15 protein-coding genes and 2 pseudogenes are annotated in these 23815 nt (G+C 66.8%); 7 read left to right on the top strand and 10 right to left on the bottom strand.

The window, feature by feature from the left end; all coding sequences use genetic code 11:
- Positions 1-358: 358 nt before the first annotated feature.
- A complete protein-coding gene (locus AB0C66_RS35585; RefSeq protein WP_362448645.1) occupies positions 359-1303 on the top strand; it encodes a zinc-binding dehydrogenase in 945 nt (314 codons plus the stop codon).
- Positions 1304-1729: 426 nt separating this feature from the next.
- Here AB0C66_RS35585 and AB0C66_RS35590 read toward each other — a convergent pair whose 3' ends face one another.
- The 6 genes from AB0C66_RS35590 to AB0C66_RS35615 all read right to left on the bottom strand — a co-directional run bounded on the left by AB0C66_RS35590 (position 1730) and on the right by AB0C66_RS35615 (position 10481).
- Positions 1730-2494, bottom strand: coding sequence for an IclR family transcriptional regulator C-terminal domain-containing protein (locus AB0C66_RS35590; protein WP_362448648.1), 765 nt, complete (start codon positions 2492-2494; stop codon positions 1730-1732).
- An 890-nt stretch (positions 2495-3384) separates the two neighbouring features.
- On the bottom strand, positions 3385-3789 hold the full coding sequence (locus AB0C66_RS35595; protein WP_362448651.1) for a DUF6009 family protein: 405 nt from the start codon (positions 3787-3789) through the stop codon (positions 3385-3387).
- The gene (locus AB0C66_RS35600) at positions 3786-5303 is read right to left on the bottom strand and encodes a phage/plasmid primase, P4 family (protein WP_362448683.1); all 1518 of its coding nucleotides are present in this window, start codon (positions 5301-5303) and stop codon (positions 3786-3788) included. Before AB0C66_RS35600 ends, AB0C66_RS35595 begins: the two co-directional genes overlap by 4 nt.
- Positions 5294-6349, bottom strand: a complete 1056-nt coding sequence (locus AB0C66_RS35605; RefSeq protein WP_362448654.1) for a bifunctional DNA primase/polymerase — start codon at positions 6347-6349, stop codon at positions 5294-5296. The genes AB0C66_RS35600 and AB0C66_RS35605 overlap by 10 nt, the downstream gene beginning before the upstream one ends.
- Positions 6350-7682: 1333 nt before the next feature.
- On the bottom strand, positions 7683-8240 hold the full coding sequence (locus tag AB0C66_RS35610) for an XRE family transcriptional regulator (RefSeq protein WP_362448656.1): 558 nt from the start codon (positions 8238-8240) through the stop codon (positions 7683-7685).
- Positions 8241-8255: 15 nt separating this feature from the next.
- Positions 8256-10481, bottom strand: a complete 2226-nt coding sequence (locus tag AB0C66_RS35615) for a helix-turn-helix domain-containing protein (protein WP_362448659.1) — start codon at positions 10479-10481, stop codon at positions 8256-8258.
- 146 nt (positions 10482-10627) lie between these two features.
- On the opposite strand from AB0C66_RS35615, the gene AB0C66_RS35620 reads away from it, so the two are divergent.
- The gene (locus tag AB0C66_RS35620; protein WP_362448662.1) at positions 10628-10858 is read left to right on the top strand and encodes a zeta toxin family protein; all 231 of its coding nucleotides are present in this window, start codon (positions 10628-10630) and stop codon (positions 10856-10858) included.
- Between the two features lie 9 nt (positions 10859-10867).
- Here the strand turns inward: AB0C66_RS35620 and AB0C66_RS35625 are convergent, their stop codons facing one another.
- Positions 10868-11398: a hypothetical protein gene (locus AB0C66_RS35625; protein WP_362448665.1), complete on the bottom strand. Its 531-nt coding sequence runs from the start codon at positions 11396-11398 to the stop codon at positions 10868-10870.
- A gap of 1627 nt (positions 11399-13025) precedes the next feature.
- Between AB0C66_RS35625 and AB0C66_RS35630 the strand changes: the two genes are divergently transcribed.
- Positions 13026-13709: a hypothetical protein gene (locus tag AB0C66_RS35630; protein ID WP_362448668.1), complete on the top strand. Its 684-nt coding sequence runs from the start codon at positions 13026-13028 to the stop codon at positions 13707-13709.
- Positions 13710-13923: 214 nt separating this feature from the next.
- Positions 13924-15186, top strand: a complete 1263-nt coding sequence (locus AB0C66_RS35635; RefSeq protein ID WP_362448671.1) for an HAD hydrolase-like protein — start codon at positions 13924-13926, stop codon at positions 15184-15186.
- A gap of 473 nt (positions 15187-15659) precedes the next feature.
- Here the strand turns inward: AB0C66_RS35635 and AB0C66_RS35640 are convergent.
- Positions 15660-16040, bottom strand: a pseudogene (locus AB0C66_RS35640) (aminoglycoside phosphotransferase family protein); the annotation flags it as partial.
- 379 nt (positions 16041-16419) lie between these two features.
- Between AB0C66_RS35640 and AB0C66_RS35645 the strand changes: the two are divergent.
- From AB0C66_RS35645 to AB0C66_RS35655, 3 genes and pseudogenes are all read left to right on the top strand, one after another.
- Positions 16420-17664 carry a ParA family protein gene (locus tag AB0C66_RS35645; protein ID WP_362448674.1) on the top strand — a complete coding sequence of 415 codons (1245 nt, stop codon included), beginning with the start codon at positions 16420-16422 and terminating at the stop codon, positions 17662-17664.
- On the top strand, positions 17661-18779 hold the full coding sequence (locus AB0C66_RS35650) for a ParB/RepB/Spo0J family partition protein (RefSeq protein WP_362448677.1): 1119 nt from the start codon (positions 17661-17663) through the stop codon (positions 18777-18779). The genes AB0C66_RS35645 and AB0C66_RS35650 overlap by 4 nt, the downstream gene beginning before the upstream one ends.
- Positions 18780-19573: 794 nt before the next feature.
- Positions 19574-19881: pseudogene (locus AB0C66_RS35655) on the top strand (hypothetical protein).
- Between the two features lie 210 nt (positions 19882-20091).
- On the opposite strand, the gene AB0C66_RS35660 reads toward AB0C66_RS35655, so the two are convergent.
- Positions 20092-20274: a hypothetical protein gene (locus tag AB0C66_RS35660; RefSeq protein ID WP_362448680.1), complete on the bottom strand. Its 183-nt coding sequence runs from the start codon at positions 20272-20274 to the stop codon at positions 20092-20094.
- A 56-nt stretch (positions 20275-20330) separates the two neighbouring features.
- Complete coding sequence (locus tag AB0C66_RS35665; protein ID WP_362448686.1) at positions 20331-22973, bottom strand: Helicase associated domain protein; 2643 nt, start codon at positions 22971-22973, stop codon at positions 20331-20333.
- Positions 22974-23815: the final 842 nt, after the last annotated feature.

The raw sequence follows: 23815 nt of genomic DNA on the forward strand, positions 1-23815 counted from the left end.
CAACTCCCCCGAGTCTTGTGACCATCTGGATGACGTTTCCGACGAGACGGTCGCTGAACCCAGATGCGTGAAACTGCCCGCCAAACCCGCCGGGCAGGTGATTTCGATTACAACACGCCTGACAGATCGAAGAAAAGTTTCCGTTCTCCCGCCATCCCCGAAACTCGAAGAGGTTTCCCTCTGTGCGAGAATACGGCCCCCTTCTTTCCGTCACGCGAGGTATTAGAATCTCTCTTCTCGCCTGATGAGAAGAGAGCTGAAGGGAATTCGAAGGCGAGTGACGGAAGTCGGTAGACTGCAGTGCTTTGTGGTCTGGCCCTGGGCGAGCTAACCGACCGTTGCAACGTGAGGGAGAAGCGTGCGCGCGATCGTGATGAAGAGATTCGGCGATGCCGATGTTTTACGGCTCGGTGATGTACCTGACCCCGAACCCCGCGACGGGTACCACGTCGTGGACGTCACGCTGTGCGGAGTCAACTTCGCCGACGTGCATGTCCGCCAGAACACCTACCTGACCGGAATCGAACTCCCCTGTACTCCGGGCAACGAAGTGGTCGGCAGGGTGGATGGGCGGCGCGTCGTCGCGCTGACACCCGGCGGTGGCTACGCGGAGAAGACTCTGGTCCCACAGCGGACCACGTGGGATGTCCCCGATGACATCAGCGACGAGCACGCGCTTGTGCTTGCTCTCCAAGGGAACTCGGCCTGGCACGCTCTGTTCACCGCAGGTGAGTTGGCTCCTGGCCAGACGGTGCTGATTCCGGCGGCCGCCGGGGGCTTCGGCTCCCTTGCTGTGCAGATGGCGCACCAGGCCGGAGCCAGGGTCATCGCCATGGCCGGCACGGAGGACAAGCGGAGCCTGGCGGAGGAACTGGGCGCCGACGCCGTCGTGGACTCCTCTTCTTGCGACGCGCTGACGGAACGCATCGTCAAGGCCGCAGGCGGACCTGTGCACATCGCGCTGGAGACGGGGGGAGGCGAGACCTTCGACCAGGTCCTCGGCGCGGTCGCCCCCGGGGGCCGAGTCGTCGTCTATGGGCAGGCGTGTGGGCAGGATGCCGCCGTGAGCACCCGGGCCCTGATCCAGAAGTCGATCACAGTGGCCGGCTTCTGGCTGGCATCCCAGTACGCGGACCCGACCGCGCTGTCTGTCTCGATGGCAGGTCTGTTCGGCGCCGTCCGCTCGGGACTTCTGCGGCCGGTGACCGGCACGACGTACCCGCTCGGCGAGGCCCCGCAGGCGCACCGCGATCTGCAAGCCCGAAGGCACAGCGGGAAGCTCGCCCTGGACACCTCGAGCTAGAGGACTTCGATCTGTTCAGAGCCCCAGCCTACGATCGAGGCTCGTAGTTGCGCGGAAGAGGCCGGCCGATCCCCCACCACAGCCGAGTCCCGTCCTGGCCAGGACTCAAGGCTTGCCGAGTAGCGGCAGTTCTCGGTTGAAGACGGACACGGTCCGGTCCCGGGCGAGCACCACGGTGGCGTCCACAGTGAGGTCCTGTTGACGGCCCGGCCTGCACCCGGATCCGCGGCGGCACTGGCAGGGGGGTCTCTGACCGCTCATCTCAGCGCCTTTGGCGAACAGTTGGCGGCCTGCCACCCAGGGCTGGCTGAACTCGTCGCCGTCGCGGAGTCACAAGCAGGCAGGACGGCCACATGAAACAAGAGACAGCAACCTCGGTGGTCGTCGCCACCGGAGTCGTGACGGGACACATGTCCGGATACCTGGCTAGGCGCGTTGTCCTGAGGCAGGCCAACTGCCACCAGTGCGACTCAGCTGGGCAGCAGCGTGCTTGGTGGCCTCGATGAGTTTGGGCGGTACCTCTGGCATGAGGTGCGCAGGTCGCAGGAGCAGCACTGCCCCCATGATGGAGTCGTTCCACATCACGGGTGCGGCACAGGAGTTCCAGCCCCGCATGCACTCCTGACGACCCACCGCGTGGCCCTGGTCGCGGATGTCGTCAAGGGAGGAGAGCAGTACGTCGTTGTCGGTGATGACGCCTGGTCCTGCCTCCTGCACGACGGGCTCAGCCAGTACGCGCTGCTGTATCGCATCCGGGAGATACGCCAGGATCACGCGTCCGGAGGCCCCGGTACGTAGGGAGCGGCCAACTGTCAGGATCTCCCTGGGGGTCATGCCGACTTCAACCAGATCGGAATCTCCGACCGCCATTTCAATGCACTGCCGTTGGGCACCACCGAACGGCGCCAACGCGTACAGCAGCGCCAGCCCACCATCGGAGACCAGGCGGAGCTCCTGGAGTACCGCCCGTGCCCGGTCTCCCACCAACTCGTCGTGGGCAAGCGCGTGGATGCCGAGCTTCGCGGCACCTGTACCTAGCTGATACACACCACGCTTCACCCTGATGAAGGTTCCTTGGTAGACCCCGGACTGCAGGATGCGGTGGACGACGGAATCGTCCAGGCCCGTGGCTTTCGCGATCTCCCCACTGGTGTGGGCCAAGCCTCCGAGATCCATGAACGCTTGCTGCACCCGGAAAACGCGTTCGGCGTGGCTGGTACCCGCAGATCGGCTGCCTGAGACCACCTTCCATCACCTCTCTGGGCTGCAGGGCCCTGTCGAACTACAACACTGCACCGCCTTGGCCGAGGACACCTGCAGGAACGCGATCGTCCCTCGCCCGAAGCGGGCCAAACTCCGCTTGCATCGGCGGACGCATACCCAGGATGCCTGTAGGTGGCGGGAAAGCATTAGCGCTGAGTACACAGCAATGTTGACGGTAGTGCACTCGTAACGTATTGAGGGCCAGGTGTCAGCGATCCTTGAGCGTAGTGCCGTACTCGGACTGGCAGACCTGAGCATCGAGTGAAGGGCGTCTCCAACCGCGAAGGAACCGCGACTCGCAGGAGAGACCGGGCCCGCGGCCAGGGTAGGAGGAAGCGGCAGGGCGGGATCAGATACACGGCGCAGGCACTCCAGCACGGTGCCAAGCCGCGCATGGCCAGGCGCAGCCTCGGCCCCCGAGATGACCGTGCCGTCGTGCCATGCGACGTCAGTCGGCGACAGCAGCACGCTTGAAGCGGGCCCTGGGCGCTCCCCTGGAGTCCCTGCCACACACGAGCGCATCAGCTCACCGGGCGCCAACGCCTGTCCGCGGGTCACCGAGGCGGGCTGGGGAGACGGCCGATGCCGTGGGCGATGCGCAGATGGACCGGGAGGGCGGTGCTGGGGTAACTACACGGTCGTGACGCAGCGGGCCACGCGGGATGTCCCGCTCTCCCGCGGCCAGGGGGCAGGGCGCAGGCTCTGTGTCGACTTGTATTTGCTGCGGTGCAGTCCTCCATAGGCAAGGCCCTGTCCGCGCAGTCGGCGCGGGCTTGGCGATCTGCCTCGGTAATTTCAGGGTGGCCCATTCCCCTTCCTCACCGCTTCGGGAGCGTTATGCCCAATTCGCGCATGGCAGCGGATGCCGGTCCGCCCTCGGAGCGCTCTGTCTTGTAACCCTTGACCCCGGGCTGAAGCGTGCGAGGGTCGACCGCCTCCGAGGGCGCGCCGGTCTCGTACAACCCATCGGGTTGCTGGTCGCGGTCATGTGGGGCGAGCCAGAAGACGCGGCGCAGGTAGGTGCCGGAGGCGCGTGAGGGTTTGGCTTCGGGACCGAGGGTGGCGTAGCCGACGAGGCGGCCGTTGCGGTGGTAGGCGGGTTTCCGGTGTCGGCTGGAGAGCCGGTCCAGGGACTGGCGGACGTAGTCCAGGCCGTCGGTGTCTTCCAGCCACACGAGGTCGATTTCGTGGGTGAGGTCCTCGGGGTCGATCAGGGCGCTCACGCGGTCTCCTCGTCTGTGTCGGCGATCAGGCCGATGCCGGGGTAGTACTTCTTGGAGTTGGAGGTGGCCATGTCCTTCGGGGAGCGCATACCCAGTACTTCGCGGACTCTGGCGGCGAAAGCGCGGGAGGAGACGGGGGTGGCTCCTTCGCTTTCGCACCAGCGGGTGTAGGCAAGGTAGAGATGTTTCTGCTCGGCGCGCAGGCCAGCGTCGGTCTTGCAGGATTCGCTCAGGAACCGTCCCATGTGGTCCTCGGTTTCCGCGTAGGCCGTGGTGGCCACGCGTACGCGCTCGGGTCCAGTGAGGTCCTTCTCGCCGCCAAGGTAGCGGCGGGCGCCGTTGATGAGCCAGGTCAGGATTCCGGGGCCTTCCTCGGTGACGAGGATGTCGGCCAGGTTGTCGACCTTGTGGGCGTCGGGCACGACGCGTTCGAAGGGGACGAGTCGGATGCGGCGCCAGAAGGCGAAGCCGCCGGTGTTGACCTCGGGCCGGTGGTTACCGAGGACGAAGAGCTTGTGGGTGGGGTTGAAGGAGAAGAAGTCCTGTCGCATGCGGCGGGCTTTGAGCTTGTCGCCGCCGGTGAGCAGCTTCACCCGGGCCTCGTCGAAGCGGTCTCCGGCTTTCAGTTCGGAGGAGACGATGACGCGGCGGCCGTGGAGTTCGGCGAGGTCGGTGGGATGGCCTTCGAACGGACGGGCCATCAGGAAGCCAGGTGGAGCGGCGTCGGCGTATTCGCCCAGCAGTTTGACCAGGACGTCCAGTAGGACGCTCTTGCCGTTCTTTCCCGAGCCGCAGAGGAAGGCGAGGATCTGCGCGCCGACGTCGCCGGTGATGGAATAGCCCAGCAGCAGGTGGAGGTAGCTGATCATCTCCCGGCCCTCGGCGTCGGAGCCGAAGGTGTCCTCCAGGAAGCGGTCCCAGCGTGGGGTGGGCATCTCCTGGGGGGAGGTGGCGGTGGAGCGGGAGTGGAAATCGCGGCGCGGGTCGGGGGTGCTGGTCCGACCGGTGCGCAGGTCGACGATGCCGCCGGGAGTGCACAGCACGTGCGGATCGGCGTCGAGGGCAGCAGCGTCCAGGAGCATGTCACGTGCGGACTTCGCTTGCATCAGCATGGATTTGATGCCGGTGGTGGACATGGCACGGTGCCGGGCACGGCGAAGGTCCGCGTCGGTGTGGGTGCCCTCGGGGTCGGTGGTGGCGAGGGATTCGGCCATGTCGCCGGCGGCCCAGACAACGGTGTCGTGGTCGTCGGGAACCCAGCAGTACCCATTCCATTTCAACCAGCCCAGACCGTTGGCGTGTTGGTAGTCGCTGGCGTAGAGGTGAGCGAAGGTCTTGGCCATGCCGCGGTCGGTGAGCGAGTCCGGTAGGACGCCAACGCTGGTTACCCGGTAGGACAGTGGCTCGGCCGGGGGCGCTGTGGGCGGGGGGCTTTGAGCAGGCAGCGGTGCGGGGGGCTGGGCCAGGATCTGGCGCGCGATCGCAGCAGCGTCGAAGGCGGCGGTCACGGACAGCCTCCCGGGTATAGCGGGTGTTGAGCGCCGGCTTGCAGGCCGGTGCGGATGATCTGGTCCGAGCGGGCGTGTAGGTGTGGCCGTGCATGGTCGGCGGCGGCCAGAAGCGCCTGGCGGGCAGCGGCTTCGGTGAGGTGGCCGGCGGAGACCAGTCCACCTGCGGTGTAGGCGGCACGGTTGACTTTGTCGGAGAATCCCATACCGGACGGGGCAGCGGCGCATCCTGCCACCTCTGTGAGGACGGTTTCCAGGGCTCGGGCTGCGGGCTGGCGCCCGCCCCCTGCGGCAATGACCGCCTGGCGGGCCCGCGGAGTGGGGGCCCTGGGGGCTCGTGGTGGGGCAAATGGCTGCTGAACAGCCTCGAGGTGACCGGTGCGCTCCAGTTCCTGTGCCAACCACCGTGGGAGTGGCGCAGGGATCCGGCAGTTCCCCACAGGGGTATACGTACCGCTGGTCGTGGTGGTGCCGGGGGCGATGATGTAACCGCCGGTGGCACGGACATCGATTTGCCAGCCTAGGGCGCGGCCTTTCCCGGTCCCTGTCGAACAGAGCCAGGTGCGGCCTTCGTCCTCCTGGTACCAGATGTGCAGGCCGCCCGAAGGAGTGTGGACGCGCAGGGTCCCTTCGTCGGTGGCTGGGTCGGGCACCTGGCGTAGGGCAGCCAGCACAGCCAGGGTGTGGTATCCGTTTGTCCAGCCGGTGAGGTCGACGGTGTCATGAATAGGGATGCCCGGAAGCAGGCGGCTACGTTCTGGCAGTTCCCCGTGGTGGGTGTCCAGGTCGATGACGACGAGGCCAGCTGGGCCACAGGCGACACCGACGCCGAAGGTGGGCTGCTCCAGCCACCAAGCATTGATGAGATCCGCATCGGTAGTGGCGCTGTAGAAACCGTGACACCACCTGCCTGCCTCACGGCAGGCACAGCCTTCATGGCTATGGCCTGGGGTAACGCAGTGGGGGCAGTTCCGCGCTGGGCTCTTGCGCCCCGGAGCCAGCGGATGCACTGGCCAGCCGGCCGTCGCGCACCAGCGGGCGACGGCCGACATGTCAGGGCGAATCTGCGGTCCGGGGATGGTGGGGCCTTCAACGTATAGGTGAGCCCCTTGAGTCGCTGGAGGAAAGACCCAGCTCGGAGAAGGTTAGACAGGTCTCGCAGCGACTGAAGCGACTCAAGTTCTGAATTGTTGTGACTAGGCTAGCGGAGGGGACTGCCGTCGCGGGGAACCCATGGTGCGTGGCGTCACAGCAACCATCACCCCGGCCTCCTCAAACGGACCTGTGGGGCGCAGCTCAGCTAGGGCAACTGTAGTGCAGGAGCGACTGAAGCGACCGGACTTGGAGTTTGTCCGCACTGCTGAGCCTGACGCTCAGCAGTGCCTGCCTGAGTCGCTTGGGTCGCTCTCGACATGCCCTCACCTGGGGTGAGCCCCCTCAGCAGCCTCGAAGCGAGCGACTCAGACCCTCTCGCGGCAGGAGGACTGCTGACCGAGTACTGAAGCTCAGCGACTGGCAAAGCTTCAGTCGCTCCTCGCAAGCAAGCACAAAGCTGCTGGTCAGAGGGCCGGAACAGTCAGATAGCGACTGAAGCGACTGAATTTCAGGGTTATGACGACATTCGCATGTGCGCGCGTGTGTCATAGACGCAAACCTTCAGTCGCTTCAGTCGCTTCTCAGACTGGTCAGTGACCCTGACCAGCAAATTCATCGAGTGACCGGACGTCTGTGGTACAGCACGGTCAGTCGCTGCGCTCAGGTTTTCGTCGCTGAGGCTTCTGACGATGCGAGGTCCTCCTTGAGAGCCCGCTTGGTAGTGAGCGCAAGCACGAGAAGCGGGTCCTGCTGGTGCGCTACAGGCAACTCGTTGCACCTGTAGCACTGATGTGCCGCTCGAATCGTGCGAATGCTGCACGGCCCGAGCCAGCCCCGCTTTGCCAGGAGATGTCGGACGAACGCCAACTGGTCGGCCCCGGTGGCCGGGGCATGGGGCGAGTGACGCGTCGACGCCCTGCTGTCTATACGAGTCGGCGTGGCAAGTGAGTTCGTTCGCGCAGCTCTATCCCGCGCGGCGGCGGCTGCATCCGCAGCCGGACGCCGGGTTCACCGCCAACATCACCATCGATGGCGAGTACCTACCGGAAGCGGCACCGACGGCCGAGGTCGCCGATCACTTACGGCCGACTCCGGCGGCGTCCACCGCCACCTCGTTCAGTCGCAGGCGTACCTGGCCATGCTGGATATCAATGATCCCAGCAGACGTTCGGTGATCCAACTGAACACGAGCACAGGGACCGGTACGTCCCGAGGCCCGTCGATGCCGACGACGGTTTCGACATCGGAGACGAGCCTATCCCTCTCTCGAAGCTTCGTCGGGGCTGTCTGCTACAGGTCGAACTCCACATGTTCGAGGTCGGTGAACTCCACATCGAGGCCGTGGGCACGGCGGCCGCTGTCGCGGAAGTACGTCTCGCCCAGCGCCTCGGCGGCGATGCCGCGCAGTTGCTGCTCGGTCGCGCCCTGTTCCTGGGCGTCGAACAGACGGGCCGCGTGGCGTGGTGGCAGTGCGAGGGTGAGGTGGCGCAGCCGGGCGTCGTCGGTGCTGCCGGGGGCAGCGGTGAAGCCGAAGCGCGCGCGGGTGTCGATCAGGATCCCGTCGGTGGTGGACGCGGCCTGCTTCGCCTTCGCGCGGATCTGAGGCTGCCAGCGCTTCTTGACCTCGCCTTCCATGCGTTCCGCGAGGTCTTTGCGGGGCTTTTTGATCTGGTTCTTCACGTAGCGTTCGACGGTGCGCTGGGTGATGCCGAGCAGATCGGCAACGCGCTTGGTGCTGCCTTTGTGCTGTTTGACCAGGTAGCGCATCTGGGCGCCGGCGCTCTTGGGGATGGGGCGGGTGAACGCGCCCTGCACCGCTTTGTCGAGTCCTTCCCCGACTGTGGCCATCGGCTCGGCCCCCTTCTACTGTCCGTCGTCCTTGGCGGTGATCTCGCCCGTCTTGATGTACCGGGCGAGATTGAGGACCTGGCCGTGCGTTTCGCGTACTTCCTCGGCCCACAGGGTGGTCTGGGTACCCTCGTGTTTGACCATCCCTGGGGAGACCCCGAGGCGGAAGCTGCCGGGCACCGTCTTGCCGTCGGCGTCGTACGGCAGGAGGTCCAGCGGGGAGGGGCCATCGGTGGCGTACACGGCGCAGTCGGACAGGATCGCTGCCGGGTACTGGCCGGTGGCGGCGGCGAGGGCGACCATTTTGCGGTGCATGTTGACCCGGGCGCGGGAGATGACGGCTGCGCGGATGTCCGGGCGCCAGGTCGGCCGGGACAGGGCCGGCCACGGCTGTCCGGGCTTCCAGCCGCCGCCGCGCGGCCGCTCCCTCAGTTTGCCGATGCCACCCTTCACGGTCGCCTTGATCGCGCCCAGCACGATCGCCATCTCCGGGTCGCCCTGCTTGTAGCCGTCCATCGCCGCCAGGAACTCACTCGGTGGCAGCTTCTCCCCCACGCCCAAGTCGCTCATGGTGTCGACGTACGCGTTGCGCAGCCGCTTGTACCAGCCGTCCAGGAACTTGCCCTTCTCTCGGCGCACCCAGGCCTCGAGGGGGGCGACGTCGTAGCCGAGCTCCACCGCGTACGCCACTGTGGGGGTCGCGTACCAGGCCGGTCCAGCCGGCCGTTCGCCGGTGGGGGTGAACGGGCTGGGCAACAACTCGCCCTGCAGCTGCTGCCACTGCTTGCCGACCAGGACGCGGGAGAGGTCGATGTGGGAGAGGTCGACCAGCCACGCCCCTGGCAGCGTCGGGTCGAACTCGGGGTTGGTCACGTGGACCGGCGGCTGTGAGAGACCGACGATCGCGCCGTTCGCCGCTGCGCCGAAGGCGAGGTTGACGTCGACGCCGACCACGAATCGTTTCATGCACTCGGCGTCGGTCAGCTGCCGCGCCCAGTCGTAGGCCTCCTCGAACAGCATCTCCTCAGGCCCCCGCTGGTGGAAGCGGGGCAGGTCTTTCAGCAAGGGGTGTCCGTCCGGCGCCTCGCACGGCGCGCACTCCATTGCCGCCTCGCCCAGCGAGCCGGGCCGGTGCTCCTTGTGCCGCCTGCCGTTCGCGTCCGGCTCACTCGCCCTCGTGGGCGGGTTCAGCGCCGTCATCAACTCCAGGCCCGTCACGGCGGTGGAGCCCCGCGGTGTGATCACCCGCTGTGCGTAGACGCCCAGCAGCCGGGCGAGCTCCGCGGGCGGGAGCTGGGCGGCGTCACCCCAGGTACGGCTGTCCAGCGCGTCCCAGGACGGGACGCACAACTGCACGCAACTCCGCTCCCGGCCCCGCGCGGGACGGTAGATCCGCGCCCACGGCCCGAACCCACGCCTCGTCAGCTTCCACTCAGCTCGCTCGAGCTGCAGCAGGACCTTGTGCCCTTCCGGCATCCGTCCGGCCAGACGCTCCGACTCCGACAACGCGACCGGCAGTCCGTACCGTCGGCAGGCTGCCTCGGTGAGCACCAGCAGCGGGTCGGCGTCCTTGCCGCAGCCGTGCAGCTTCGGCGCTCCGAGCTGTGCCTCCTTCAGCGTCCACTCCACCAGGGCCGGGAGGGACTTGGCGGGTACGTCCAGGACCAGGCCGCCGACGCCGTACGCCACGACCTGGCGGTCGTCGTCGGCATCGACGACGGCGAGCGGCCCGTTGGCGAAAAGCGGGTCGACGGGGACCGTGGTGGTGGTCTTTTTCGGTGCGGCCTTCTTCGCGGGGCGTCGGGAGGTAGACGTCGACCTGGTGGTGGCCACCGGGGCCGACGTGGCGGGGCTCTGCGGCGTGTGTTCCGCTGCCGTGGCCGCGGTCTTGGGCTCCACATCTGGGGGCTGAGAGCGTGCGTCCGTCGATTCCTGCGCCGAAGGGATGGTGTCGGGGGTGGTGGATGTGACGCCCGACGAGGGCAGTGCGGTGTTGTCGGGGGCGGGGTAGAGCTCTGCGAGCTTGTTCAGGAGGTGTGCGTAGGCCTCGCGCTCCGGGGGCCGCGGTTCGGTCTTGCCCGCTTCCCAGACGCTGACGGTGGCCCGCCGCACCTTCAGCGCGCTGGCCACCTGGTCCAGCGTCAGTCCGTGGGCCTGTCGCAGCCGCTTCCGCTCTGCGGGTGGCGGCAGCGGAGACGCGGAGGCGATCAGCGCGTCTACCGCCTCGAACAACTCGGACATGGAACACCTCCCGCTCTCACCCTAACCCAAGGCGCGCACAGATTGAGCATGATCTGCGTACCAATGACGAACATATCGCGTACGGATCGCAGGGCCGCGCGGCCCGAGGCTCGTCTCGGTCGTGCTGTCCGAACAGGAGAACCGCGATGTTCCGCACCAGGCGATCCTGCCCACAGCCGCGAACGGCGCGGTGCGCCAGGACCAGCCCGGTCACCGTGTTCATCGCTGGTACTCCCGGTAGCGGGAAGACCGCCCTCGCCGACCTCGTGCACGCGGTCCTGGACCGCCGCGGCGGCGCCGCCCGGATCGGCCGCGACCTGTACAAGGCCCGCGCGATAGTTCCTGGCGCTCGGCGGTCGCTTGGTCCAGCGGCGTAATCGCGGGCACTACGCCTGCTGCCAGGTGGAGTTCAGGACCATCGTCGAGGAACAGCTTGCCGTCGCCTGGCGGACAAGGTCCGGGCTGTACAGACGCCGGGCGTATGGCTCCCCGCCCACGGCAATTGCGCCCAGGACCATGTCGAGGTCGGCCTCAGCCGCACTCCTTAGCGCCGAGATGTCCGCCGGGTCGAGCCGAGCGACGTCAACCAGCTGGCCCTCGCCGACCTCGGCGACCACCTCCAGGCTCTCCTCCTCACGGCGGCCCATCTCCCCCAGTGCACAGTTCCACTCTGCGCTCGGCTCGACCGTGTCGGTGGTGGAGGTCGGCTGGGCCGGGCGCCGCGCGGCCAGGTCACCATCGTGCTGGGCATCCCGAGCCAGGGCTGCCTGAATGAAGGCTGCGGGTTTTGCTGGCCTCCAGCCCATGAACAGGCCGTATAGCTCGCCAGCGATTTGCACGCTGTCCATGCCTCGGTCGATGAGGGGACGCAGCGCGTAGGCCAGGCGACGAAGGGATTCACGCTGGGTCCATGTCACCAACGGCCGTACCTGCCGGGCGACAGCGATGTCCCGCGCAACCTGCCGTGCCGCACGCTTCGCCCCCCGCCTGGTCTTCCGTTTCCGGGCGGGGGATGTCGTTGAACGCCTCGCACGCGAGGTGTCTTTACCACCACCCACTACCTCAGCCTGACCCTCTGGAGGGGAACCCCCAAGGGAATGGGGCTCACGCGCTTGCGAACGGGAGTTATCCACAGGGTCAGCGGCAGCCCGGGCAGAGGCGATCGCCTGGGCACGGCCGTCCTCCGTCACCCCGCGCACCCGGGCCTCATAACCCTGCCCAATCGTCCGGTGCCCCATGGCACGGTCATACACCGGCGGGATGACCGCCCCGTAGATCGTTGCCGTCGCCGTGTATGCCCGCCCCAGCAGCCGAAGATTTCGCTTCGACCCATGACGCACCCAGACAAGGGCCCCCATCTGCCGAAGAACCGCCACGTGCCGCTTCACCGTCGCCCGCGACAGCCCGGTACGGCGCACGATCCCGTCCAGGCCGTACAGGACCAGCCCGCGGTCGTAGTCCATTCGGCTCGCCAGATCCTTCGCCACCCGCAATGTTGAGGCTCCAGCCCGCGGGTGAAGCCCCGCACCCACCAGCCAGCACACGGCACGCAGCCATGCCCGCGGCTGCGCATGACGGGACTCAGTGCGTCCCACCTCTTGCTGCGGCCCCCGGATGGAGACGAACGATGGGGCCTCGGTGTGGTCTCCGGAAGGTGGAGTGGCGCTCACCGGCGCACCTGGCGAGATGCCGGCCGAGCGTGTGCGCTGCGGTCTGCAGGCAGATGTGGCACTCCAGCGCGAGCAGTGACCGGTTGGGCGCTGTTGTAGGGGTGGGTGGCGTCACCGAGATCGAGGATGGGCAGGGGCTGGAAGCGAGGCGAGGTCGTCACACCTGCTATAGGTGTTGACCCTGGCCGCGGTGTGACACTCGTCGAGCAACAGTTCTGGGCGGCGGGATGGATCGGGCGAATCGGGCTGTGAGATTCCGCCAGGCGGGACCCTGCAGACCAGTAAATCTGAATGAAACGGACGTATGCAGGCTGGCGAAAGACAGAAGGGTCGTGCAAAATGAGCACTGCTCCTCTCCTTGCGTGAGGGCATGACGAAGCCCTTCGTGGTCTTCGTGGTTCCGGGATAGAACCGATGTGCGAACTGTCCGACCGGCTGCGAACCGGGCGGGCACTCCCTTCAGAGGGCCTGCGAAGCCCTCCGGAGTGAAGTGGGCGCTGAGCCGAGGTGACTGCCAATCACCGGCTGAGCGTCCCGGGCGGCTGGGCCGCCCGCAGACCTACGTCATCTCGACCCCCTCTGCGGAGGGCTGGTCGGGGTGCGCGGTAGCACAGAAAAGCCCCGCTGACATGCAGCGCGAGTCATCGCGAAGACGGCGAGGATCTTGTGTGCGGGCGAAGGCCCGCGGGTACAGTGGTGCCATGAACACCGAGGACCTCCTGATTAGGTTCTCTACTCCCCCGGGCTTGCCAAGGCGCGGGGGATTTTCCATATTCAGATAGATCTTGATCGCAGCTACCATACCCTCTCGATCATGCTTCGTGCAGAGGATGACGCGGGCGAGTTGAGGCGCGTGTGAAAGGAGCATCTCACCGTGCTGGACCATGGCCTGACGCCGCCTCAGGGCATCATGGGTGACATGCCTGACTCCCCTGCCCCGGACTCCCCCCTGGCCACGTACGCGACGGCGGCAAAGCAGCGCGCCTACATCGCGGCCATGAAGAAGATCCGCGGAGCGAGGACGCCCGGCGAGCCCGTCCGCGTCTACATCAGCGCCTCGCCACACATCGCCCGGCGCCGTCAGTGGGACGAGCGCCTGGCGAAGATCCGCCACCGCCTCCCCGGCGTGGAACTGATCCAGTTCCAAGACGTCTTCACCCCGGAGAACTACACGGAGCAGTGGAAGGCACTCGCGTCGACCTTCGACGGCATGGTCGTCGTCGGCACCACGAAGCGCGGACCCAAAGGCCACGTCTATCGGCTCGGCGAAGTCGCCCGGCTCGAGGTCATCGACATCGTCAAGGCCAGCAAACCGGTCCTGCTCCACGCCCGCCGATACGGGCTCGTGCCGTTTGTCGACTGCAAGATTCACCGCGTCGGGAAAGACAAGCTCCGCACGAAGGTAACGATCCCCGATGGCTGGGACCCCAAGGACTACGAACCGACCCTCCAGGCCGCACTCCGCGCGTTGCGACCCCGTAGCACGGAAGCCGAGAACGACCAGAACACCGACGCGCCGAGTCACCTGACCCATCCGTTCGCCGCACCTCCCGCATGAGGTCATGAAGCCACTCAGGGGCACAGACACCCGGGTAGCGCTGGCAGTGACCACGACTCGAGCAGACTTTGCCAGCGATACCAAGGCAGTTCGGCCTGATAGTCCCGTGGGTCCCGTGGGGCGGGAAGCCTTCCTTCTCCTCATCCCGTCCTGAGGGAGCGGCCGCGTAGCAGCCCCTCGTGACGCGCCTGCTCACAGCGCCAAGATCGCCCACATGCACCTGGCCCTCTTCGACCTGGACGGCATTCTGGTCGACCGGCAGTCGGCATTCAACGACGCCGTAGCGAACCTCTGCCACGCACACGACTACGACGCCACCATCGAGCAGTGGCTGCTCACCGAGCTGACCGATCGCGCCAACCCCGGCGACTTCGCCCGGCTACGCGACGCCTTCGGCCTGACGGTGCCCTCCGCACAGCTGCGGCAGGAGTACGTCGACCTGATGGCAGTCACCGCCACCTGCCGACACGAGATCCTCGAGAGCCTGACGCGCCTGCGCGCCGCCGCGTGGACGATCGGCATCGTCACCAGAGGTCCCAGCGACATTCAGCGGGCGAAACTCACCGCGGTCGGACTCGTCAGCCTGGTCGACGGCGTCGCAGTCTCCGGCGGCATGGAGACTCGTAAGCCCGACCGGGACCTCTTCCAACTCGCGGCCACCCGATGCGGCATGAGCCTCACTGACGGCGGCTGGATGATCGGGGACAACCTATCGGCGCCAACCGGCAAAACGCGGTGGTCGGCACAGTTGACGGCTGCTCCCAATGCGGCGTCCGATGATGATGAGGGGATCGGTGCCGACGGGATTCTGGCGGCACAGGTCATCGGTGCCGACGACGATACGGTGGTGGTTTCAGCGAATGACGTCACCTACGCCGTCGACCGCACGACGAGCAAAGTACGTTGGAAGAAGCTGGCATTTCGTGCCGTGGTGATGGCCGACGGAACGGTCGCCGGAGGCATACACAGCCCTTCTGGTGACCGGCTGGTGGGATACACCGCGAGTTCAGGAAAGCAGCGCTGGACGATCCGCAACGCCAGTGATCCAGGCGCCACCGGACCCAAATTGCTGACTGGGACGCATGCGAACAAGGTGCTCGTCGTCGACGTCGTGCACGGCAGGCAGCGTGCGGCGCTGGAGGGCGGTGGCTGCCAATACGACGGGCAGTCGCTGATTCTGTGCACGAAGGATTCGTACAAGCCGGGCATCACCGTCTTCGAAGCGCGTTCGTTCAAGAAGTTGTGGGCACTCCCCGACAACTCCGGCAGGGCCGTGCCGAGGGTCAACGAGTTCTGGCACGGTGCGGTCTACGGCGACCTACCTGACCATGGGCTGGATGCCAAGCCGGTGGTCCTGGACGGCCGGACGGGCAAGGACCGTGAGGCGGATCCTGGCGCGGCACCATTCGAAGCCGATCAGTACGGCGGCGTGGTGCGGAATGAGAACGGCGTCGTTTTCTACGGCGCCGTTGGCTGACCCAAGCGTCTGCCCCGAGAAGCTCGGCCCCTGCGGTCGACGTGCTTTCCTGTCAGTCCAACTTTCCCGGACGTGCCAGGAGTCTTGCAGGTACACGCCCGCAGCCTCCAGCGCCCACGCCACTCCCCCAGCCAAGCACTAACTTGCCACCCGAACCGAGAGCGACCGCCTCTCACCTGCTAAAGCCCTGGTGGTCTTCAACCGTCAAAGCGCCAATCCTGAGAGGGCAGATGGGGAGCACCCTCTCGAGGGTGAGGGGCGCCGACCTCCGTCAGAGAGGCGACCGCTCATATTCGGTCCGTGTGACCTCCCGCATCACTTCACAGATCTCATGACCAGCCGCTTCATCTGGATGCAGCTCTACCTCCAAGACCGCCATCGTTCGGTCAAGTCCGGCGTACGCCCCGCCACCGCCACGCGCGCGCAGCGGGTCTCGACGCCCTCCAGCCCGGCGCCGGCTACACACGCGTTGGCAGATCCGACCACTGTCCCGGAAGCGAAGCAGCAGGCATGTCCTCCGCTGGCGTTCCCGGCACGATCTCCTCCAACACCATTGCGCCCGCCTCCTCGTCGACGGCCAGCACAGAGGCCACCCGGCCCGAGGCAGCGAACCACCCCAGCATTGCGGCCTGCTCGGCCAGAAGGGCCCGCTCCGGACTGATTTTCAGCACCGCGGGCGTGCCGTCGGGCCAACGGCACCGCAACGCGACCGACGAAGCACCGTCCGGGAGGGAGTCACCGAGCGAGAGTCCCCACTGGGACGTCAGCCGTGCGATGAGATCCGGCGTGTCAGCGCACCATTCGGCAATCTGGGGACCGAATCGACGTACCAACCGCGTAGTGACGCTCTCCACATCCACCAGCAGTCGCTTCACGCGGGCTAGTCTGCTGCTCGCGCGATCTTTGTCCACCGCTCTCCACCGCTCGCGTGAACGCGAGCTGACGAGCAAATCGGACCAGAGCAGTCACCCAAACCTTCGGTGAGAATCGCTCAGCCTTCGCTGAGACAGGTCAACCAAGCAGATGACACTCGCCGCCGCGAGCTCAAGGCTGGGTCCTGTATTACGACGTAATACGGCCGCCTCTGCCCGGCCAGCGCATGGGCGCTGGCCGGGCTCACCATTACGACGTAATGAGCCAGCCGTGGTCCGTAGTGGCCTCGAAGGCAGCAACTTGTAGTTTACTAACGCGTCGCGGCTTCAAATGATCTCGAACGTTAGTAAGGTGTCATCCATGACATCGCCCTCCCTCGGCGACCGGGAAAAGGTCGTCTCCAAGCTCCCGGCCGGGCTGCAGCAGAACCTGAAGATCCGTACCGCGCAGCACGGCATCGACATCCAGCACGCGGTTGAGGCGGGCATCAAAGCCTGGCGTGCGCTGGGCTCGAACCTCTCCCCCGTCGACACCGCAGGCGCCAAGTCCTTCTCGACATGGCTCCCCTCGGGCCAATGGGAGGAGTTCCGCCAGGATTGCAACGCCCGCGGAGTATCCATCGTCCAAGGCCTGTCCCAGTCCGTCCTGGTGTGGCTGGAGAAGAACCCAGCCCCTGACGTCCAGCGGCCCGGTGTCGTCAAGCGCCGCATCATCTGCAATCAGAAGGGCGGAGTCGGCAAGACCGCCGTCACAGCCGGCCTGGGCGAAGCACTCGCGGAGGACTCCGACAAGCTCCACCCAGTCCGCATCTCCAAGCACTTCGCCGCTGCCCTCAACCAGGACGAGCCCGAACAGCAGTCTCCGCTCGACTACGAAGACCTGCCCGGACTGGGACAGCGAGTGCTTCTGGTCGACTTCGACCCCCAGAGCCACCTCACCAAGCAACTCGGCCACGAGCCCCTGCCGCTGGACGGCGACAGCCTCACCAAGCACATGGCAGGCGAGGCCAAGGGCGACATCAGCGACCTCATCGTGGAAGTCGAAGGCGACCGCTTCGGCGGCAGGCTCCACCTGCTGCCCGCGTGCACCGACGCCTTCCTCCTTGACGTCAAGCTCTCCGGCGTCCGCGCCCGCGAAGCCGCCCTCGAGCGAGCCCTCATCCCTCTCGAAGAGCACTACGACGCAATCCTCGTGGACTGCCCGCCCAGCCTCGGCCTGAGCATGGACGCCGCCGCCTACTACGGACGGCGACGTCCAGAAGAGGAACCCGGCAACTCCGGTGTACTGATCGTCGTCCAGGCCGAAGACAGCTCCGCCGACGCCTACGGCCTCCTCACCGCCCAGATCGACGACCTGCGCAACGACATGAGCCTGGACCTCGAATACCTCGGCATCGTCGTGAACCACTACGACGCCCGCCGCGGCTACATCGCCACCTCCTCCCTCGAAGCCTGGATGGACATAAAGGATCCGCGCGTGGTCGGCGTCATCGGTGACCTGAAAGAACAGAAAGAAGCAGTGCGGCTCAAGCAACCCCTGCTCGCCTACGCACCCAAGTGCAACCAGGCAGTGGCCCTGCGCGCGCTCGCACGGGAGATCGCATGAGCAGCAAAGCATCGGCACTCGGCACCGGCAGCTCCTTCCAAGCAGCCCGAACCATCAGCCCGCGGCGCGCCGCCATCAACGCCGCCACCAACGCCCCGACCGAAGGCGCTCCCCCACCCATCAAACTCCCCGTCTCACAGATCAGCCTCAACCCGGCCAACCCCAGGTCGGAACTTGGTGACTTGACCGACCTGGCTGGCAGCCTTCGCGACCACGGCCAGAAGATGGCCATCAGCATCATGTCCCGCTTCGCCTACCTCGAGGCCAACTCCGACCGGGAAGCCGAGCTGGAAGAGGACACTAAATACGTTGTCATCGACGGCAGTTCACGGCTCGCAGCCGCCCGAGAAGCAGGCCTCACCGAGATCAAGGTGATGCTGGACGAGGACCTCGGCAGTAACCCGGACGAACTCCTGGAGTCAGCCCTCGTCGCGAACATCCACCGCCAGGACCTGGACCACCTCGACGAAGCCAAAGCTCTCCAGCAGCTGCTCACTGTCCACGGCACGCAGGAGGCTCTGGCGGCTCGGCTCCACCGTTCCCAGGGTTGGGTCTCGCAGCGGCTTGCTCTGCTCAGCCTCACACCGGAGTTGCAGGAGAAGCTCGTTGCGGGGGAGGAGCCTGCCGATCTGCTGCGTCAGGTTGGTCGGAAGAAGCCGGAGGAGCAGGACCGGCATCTGCAACGGCTCAAGGACAAGCGGGTACAGGAGAAGGCGGACAAGCAAGCCGGGGCGAAGAGCCGGAAGAGCAGCCGTAGCGGAGCAAACGGAACGGGTCGGGGCGACGCTGGGAAGTCGGCAGCTGACGAGGTTCATTACGACGTAATGAATGGGTCTGCTGGGGCCAGCGGCTCCCAGACCTCCGGGCTGACAGAGGCTGAGTCTCCGAGGTCGACCAGCGCGGCAGCCTCCTCCCAAGCGGGCATCCCCTGGGAGGACGGCTCAGCCAGCATGGACATCATCTTCCAGAACCTGAGCCGGCCCGAACGCCACAGGATGATCAACCGCCTCCTGGAACTGCTCGAGACCCCAGAGGCATTCGTAGCCGACCTGCTCGCAGCCAGTAGCCAGGTATACCGCCACCAGGTTGCCGACCTGCTGCTCAAGGACCAGTGAGGCATGGCTTGGGCCCCGCTTCGTCGACTGGCCGCAGCGGGACCCAAGCCGTTGCTCCGTGCTGATGCGCTCACCCTAAGGTGTCACTGGCGAGCCCCGGCGATCGCGCTATTACGTCGTAATAGCGCGACCCCAGCTCGCTCGTAGGGCGTGGCCGATCCCCGCCCTAGACAACACCTGCTCTCTGACCCCTTGTCGGTGCTGGGCCCCCTCGGGGCAGGGCTCAGTGAGGATGGTGGCAGTGCCGATTCGGCGCCAGATGATGTGGTGCTCGCCCGGGACTGTCGTGCAGGCGTCGTCGACGACTACACCCGCCCTGCCGGCCGACGGATGATGACCGCCGACCTCCGCGCCCTCTACCCGCGCGACGCCGAGGACCAGGCCGTGTTGCGTCCGCTGACCCGCAACCGGACTTGCCTCGCCGTACGAGCGGGCCCGCCTCGCCACTGGCGCGCTCACGGCCCGGGTCCACGCGGCGCGCCGCGCGGACCGCCTGGGTTCCCGAACCCGGCCGCACCCCGTCACCGTGCCCGCCACCCCGAGGCCCCGCCCGCGGCCTTCCCGCACGGACCGGAAGGCGAGCCGCGGGCCGGGAACAGAAGACGGACGTCGCCATGGTGGAGCAGACCCGCCGGATGCTCCAGGTCGCCGTCGCCGAGCTCAAGGACGGCATGCGGGAGCGTGCCGTCGTCCCTGGTCCCTGACCACAACCAGCCCCGGCGACGGCCCCGCCGCCGTACACCCAGCAGCCCGGCACTCAGCACGCGCCGGGGCCGGACCACAGGAGGAGTCGCGTGAGCACCCCGGAAGAACAACCCAGCCTCGAGGACGACCTCGCCCGCGCGGCCTCCAAGGAGATGGCTGCCGCGCTCGATGAGCCCCCGGCATGAGAGCCGATCTGGAAGCGGCCCCGAAGGCCGAGCCGAAGGCAGAGAAGAAGCGGGAGCTGCGCAAGCAGCGCAGGCGGCTCCAGGGCGCCGGTCGCCGCCGCTTCGTCGCCGGGCAGTCGCGGTCCCGGCAGAACCGCATCGGCATCGCGGCCGCGCGTCGCGATGCCCGGGCTCTGTTCCGAGTGCGGCACTCCAGCGCCTGGCTGTGGTGACGATGCCGCACATCGTCCATCGAGTGGACCGACGATGTGCGGCATCCGGTGCACGATGCCCGGTACCGGGTGGAATCCACTATCGTGCGCACCACGACGTTCCGCACTGCCTCGGGTGCGCACCATCTGACAATGGCTGGCACTCTCGCGCGCACTCGATGTTCCGCACCGCGCCGATATGGGCACTGCCCAACCACTCCTTGACCAGGTTCAGCCGGGCGCGTGTTGAGCCGCCTCGTACTCGTTCATGAGCTCGAAGGCCAGGTAGCCCGGGTAGCGCACCCAGAAATCCAGCTTCTGCAGGCGAACCTGTGTATGGACCACGCCCGCAGTCGCCGCGGGCACGTCCTCGTCCTCGGTCGGTGGCTTGGCTGCCGCGTCGATCAACAGCATCCGGACGGAGTCCTGCCAGCCAGAAGCGCCTACACACCAGACTGTGGAAGCCTCGCTCACAGAGCCCAGTTGACGCCCAGCTTCCGCAGTGCGTCCAGCTGCTCCGCCGTGAGCTTGTCGCGCCTCGACTTTGTGTTTGAGATCCAAACGCCCAGCTTCACGACCACCAGCTCCGTCTCGCCGTCGGCCGTGATCTCTTCGCCGTGGCCCCTTGGCACGGGCCGGTGGGCGCCTTCCCGCTCCACCCACTGCGCGAGGGCCGCCAGGCCCCGCTGGAACGCCTGCTGTGCCTTGCTCGGACCCTTCCCGGCCCGCCCGGCCGCCGGGGCGGCAGAGAGCGCCTCAGCGGGTTTGATGCCCAGCTGGAGCAGCCGTTCCTGCTGCTCACTCGACAGCTGCGCCCAGGTGCCCGGCAGCTTCTGCCGCTCCAGCCATCGTCCGATGTCGTCGCCGTCGAACTGCACGCCGGGGGCGATGTTGGGCAGGTGGCCGTCGGTGTCGACCAGATCGGCGAGGACACGGTAGTGGCGTTGCCAGTCCAGCGGCCAGGGGCAGTTCCAGTCCTCATCGATCGCCGCGAGCTGCTTCGCACGCTCGGCCACCCGCTCCGGGTCCTTCCCCAGGCCGCCCTTCCGGCGCAGATTGGCCATGTGCTGCCCGACGGGCACCATCACCTCGCCCTCGCCGCACACCGCGTCCTGACGCGGAGCAAGGTGCCCCGTGGCCCTCCGGTAGGACCGCAGCGCGGCGAGCTTGGCCTCCCACGCCTCCTCACCCGGCTCCCACACCATCCCGGCCTCCGGCAAATCGAGCAGGGTCTTGCGCCGATCCTCCAGCTCCCCGACCCGCAGCGCTTTCCGCTGCTGGTGCACCCACCGCCCAAGCGGAAACGCCTTGGTCGCCCCAACCTCGACCTCGACGTCATAGGGCACGGCGTAGAGGCCGGTGATCTCGTTCTCCGCCCGCCACCGGAGCAGGGCCTGGTATCCCTGCAGCCACACCAGGGACTCCGGCCGGTACACCCGCGTACGGAGGAAGGCCGCGATGGTAGATGCGTCGCGCGGACTGGAGAAGTGGAGCAGGTCGGTGCCGTTCTGCTCCTGGTCCGTGCCCTCACCTTGGTCGCCGGCCCCGACGATCCGCCCTTCCTCATCGCGATGGACGTGCATCTTGTGCTGTCCGCTGGCGCTGGCTCGGGAGGCGAGTCGCTCGACGAGTCGTTCGTCATGACTGCGCAGGCCTTGGAGCACAGCGACGAGGGGGCGGAAGCTGGCAGAGGCGACCATGTCCGTCGGGTCCTCACCAGGCTCGAGGAAGATCGGCACGATGATCCGGGCGATCTTCGTTCTGCCGTCGCGGTTGAGCCGCAGCGCCCGGCCGATGTTCTGCACGATCTCCACCTGCGAGCCGCGGGTGTCTGCGAAGCACACGGCCTCCACCCCCCGCTCGCCGGTAATGTCCACGCCCTCCCCGAGTACCCGACAGCTGGCGAGGAACGCCCGGTGGACCCGGCGGCCGACCGCGTCGATTCCGTTGGCGAACTGTCGGAGGACCTCACGCCGCTCAGGCACGAGGTGGTCGCCGCACAGCCACGCCGACCACACCCGGTCCGGCGGGACGTGACGGCCAGCCTCCAGCTCGTAGAACTCCGAGTCGATCGACGACGCGGGGAGCCGGTCCGCGGCCGCCAGGTCGTCGTCGGAGGCATCATTGACGTACAGCTCCGCTGCCGCCTCCGGCATCTTTTCCGCGAACGCGGCGGCCTCCTCCACGCGCTGGTGGAAGGTCATGACGGTTCGGAGGTTGTGCTTGGCGGCGTGTTCCAGGAGCGCAGTCTGCAGGAGAGCGAGGCGCCGGCCCCGCAGGGCTTCCTGCGACAGCCCGAGGACGGGTGCGGGGTCGCGGATCTCCAGGACGTCGATCTCGAAACCGGCGAGGATGCCCCGCTCGATAGCCTCCGAGAGCCCGAGTTCGGCTAGCCACGGCCCGTACGTTTCGGAGTCGGCGGCCATCGACGCGATCTCCAGTTCCTGGCCGCCCTTGCCCTTCTGCGGTCGGGGCGCCGCGAGGATGCGCGGTGTGGCGGTGAGGTAAAGCCGGAAGTCTGCGGGAATGCGGGTGTTGTCGTGGATGGCCGCCCACGGCCTCCCAAGATCACCAGCGGTCCCGTGGGCTTCATCCACGATGGCGAGGTCGAAGCCTTTCATCCGCTGCCCGTAGAGGCGCTCCCCGCCCCGTAGGGCGGCTTCCAGCGGCCCGCGGACCTTCCACCGGACTGTTGGGTCTTCGGGGCCCTCCCGGTCGACGAGAGAGGCATACGTGGCGAACACGACGACCGGCCCGTGACTGGCCCACAGGGCGAGTCGGATCGGGTTGGTCGTGGTGCGCACCCCGAGTTCGTTCAGTACCGGGTCGTTCTCCAGGGAGCACACCGCGACCATGGGGCTCTTGTGGCCGATACAGCGCCATGCCTGAGCGGTCTGTACGAGCAGATCGAGGGTGGGCACCATCACCAGGATCCGCCCGTCCCGGAAGCTCTCGAGGGAGGCCCACGCGGCCGTGTAGGTTTTCCCGGACCCGGTCGCGGATACGACAGTGCCTCGGCGGCCCCGAGCTGACGGAGATGACTTGGCAGGGAATCCCACCCACTTGCGAATCTGCGAAGTCGCGGTGATCTGGTGTTCTTGGAGTTGAATCACCGACACCTCAACCTTTCTTCTCACACGATATGTTACACGCCTAGAAAACCAGTTCACAGCGTTGACGGGATGAAGAAGAACATTGCTGCGAAGGAGTCCTAGCACTAAAATACTGACCATGGTCGAAGAGTTCTGCGAAGCCATGCAGTTACCCAGCTCCCAGTGCGATCATTGCCGTTCAGCGCGATCAAATCTCCCTAAACGGGTCTACCGAACCAAGGGAGGAAGCGTTTACCACCGGACACCGAACTGTGGGGGCCTCAAAGACGGGCAGCGATACGCGCGATGGAAGGGAAACGACGTCCACGATGTTGTGAGCATTCCACGCAGCGAAGTGCAAGCCCGGCTCGGAGCCTGTGAAATATGCCGTCCCGATCTGCCGTCATCTCCTAGATAAGTCACCACTGAGGGCGTACCGTATCTCCGCCAACGCTACATGCTGTATCACCATGATGCAGCATGTCTAAAGCCGTAGTCTCGAGCAACACCCCCTCCCTCGTAACCAGCCAGGCCCGCGCTAGCGGGTCCAACGGTTCTGGAGGCGGAGCCGGAAGGACCGTCAGGCGGGGGTGCAGTCCCCCGCCTTGCCCGGACTGGAGCGAAGCGGAAGGGCCATCAACCCGACTGCGCAGCAGTCGGGTTGAGCGGATGGCGCAGCCATCCGCCGCTCCCGCAGAGCGGGAGCGCAACACCCGCGCGCAGCGCGGGTGTTCGCTTGCGCCTCGCGCAGCGAGGCGGTACCCGCTCCGCGGGAGCGGCGGATGGCTGCGCCCACCGCTCAACCCGACGGCTGGGCAGTCGGGGTTGTTGCCCATCCGCGTCGCTCCAGACCGGGCAAGGCC

Source organism: Streptomyces sp. NPDC048636, assembly GCF_040650655.1.
Taxonomy (GTDB): Bacteria; Actinomycetota; Actinomycetes; order Streptomycetales; family Streptomycetaceae; genus Streptomyces.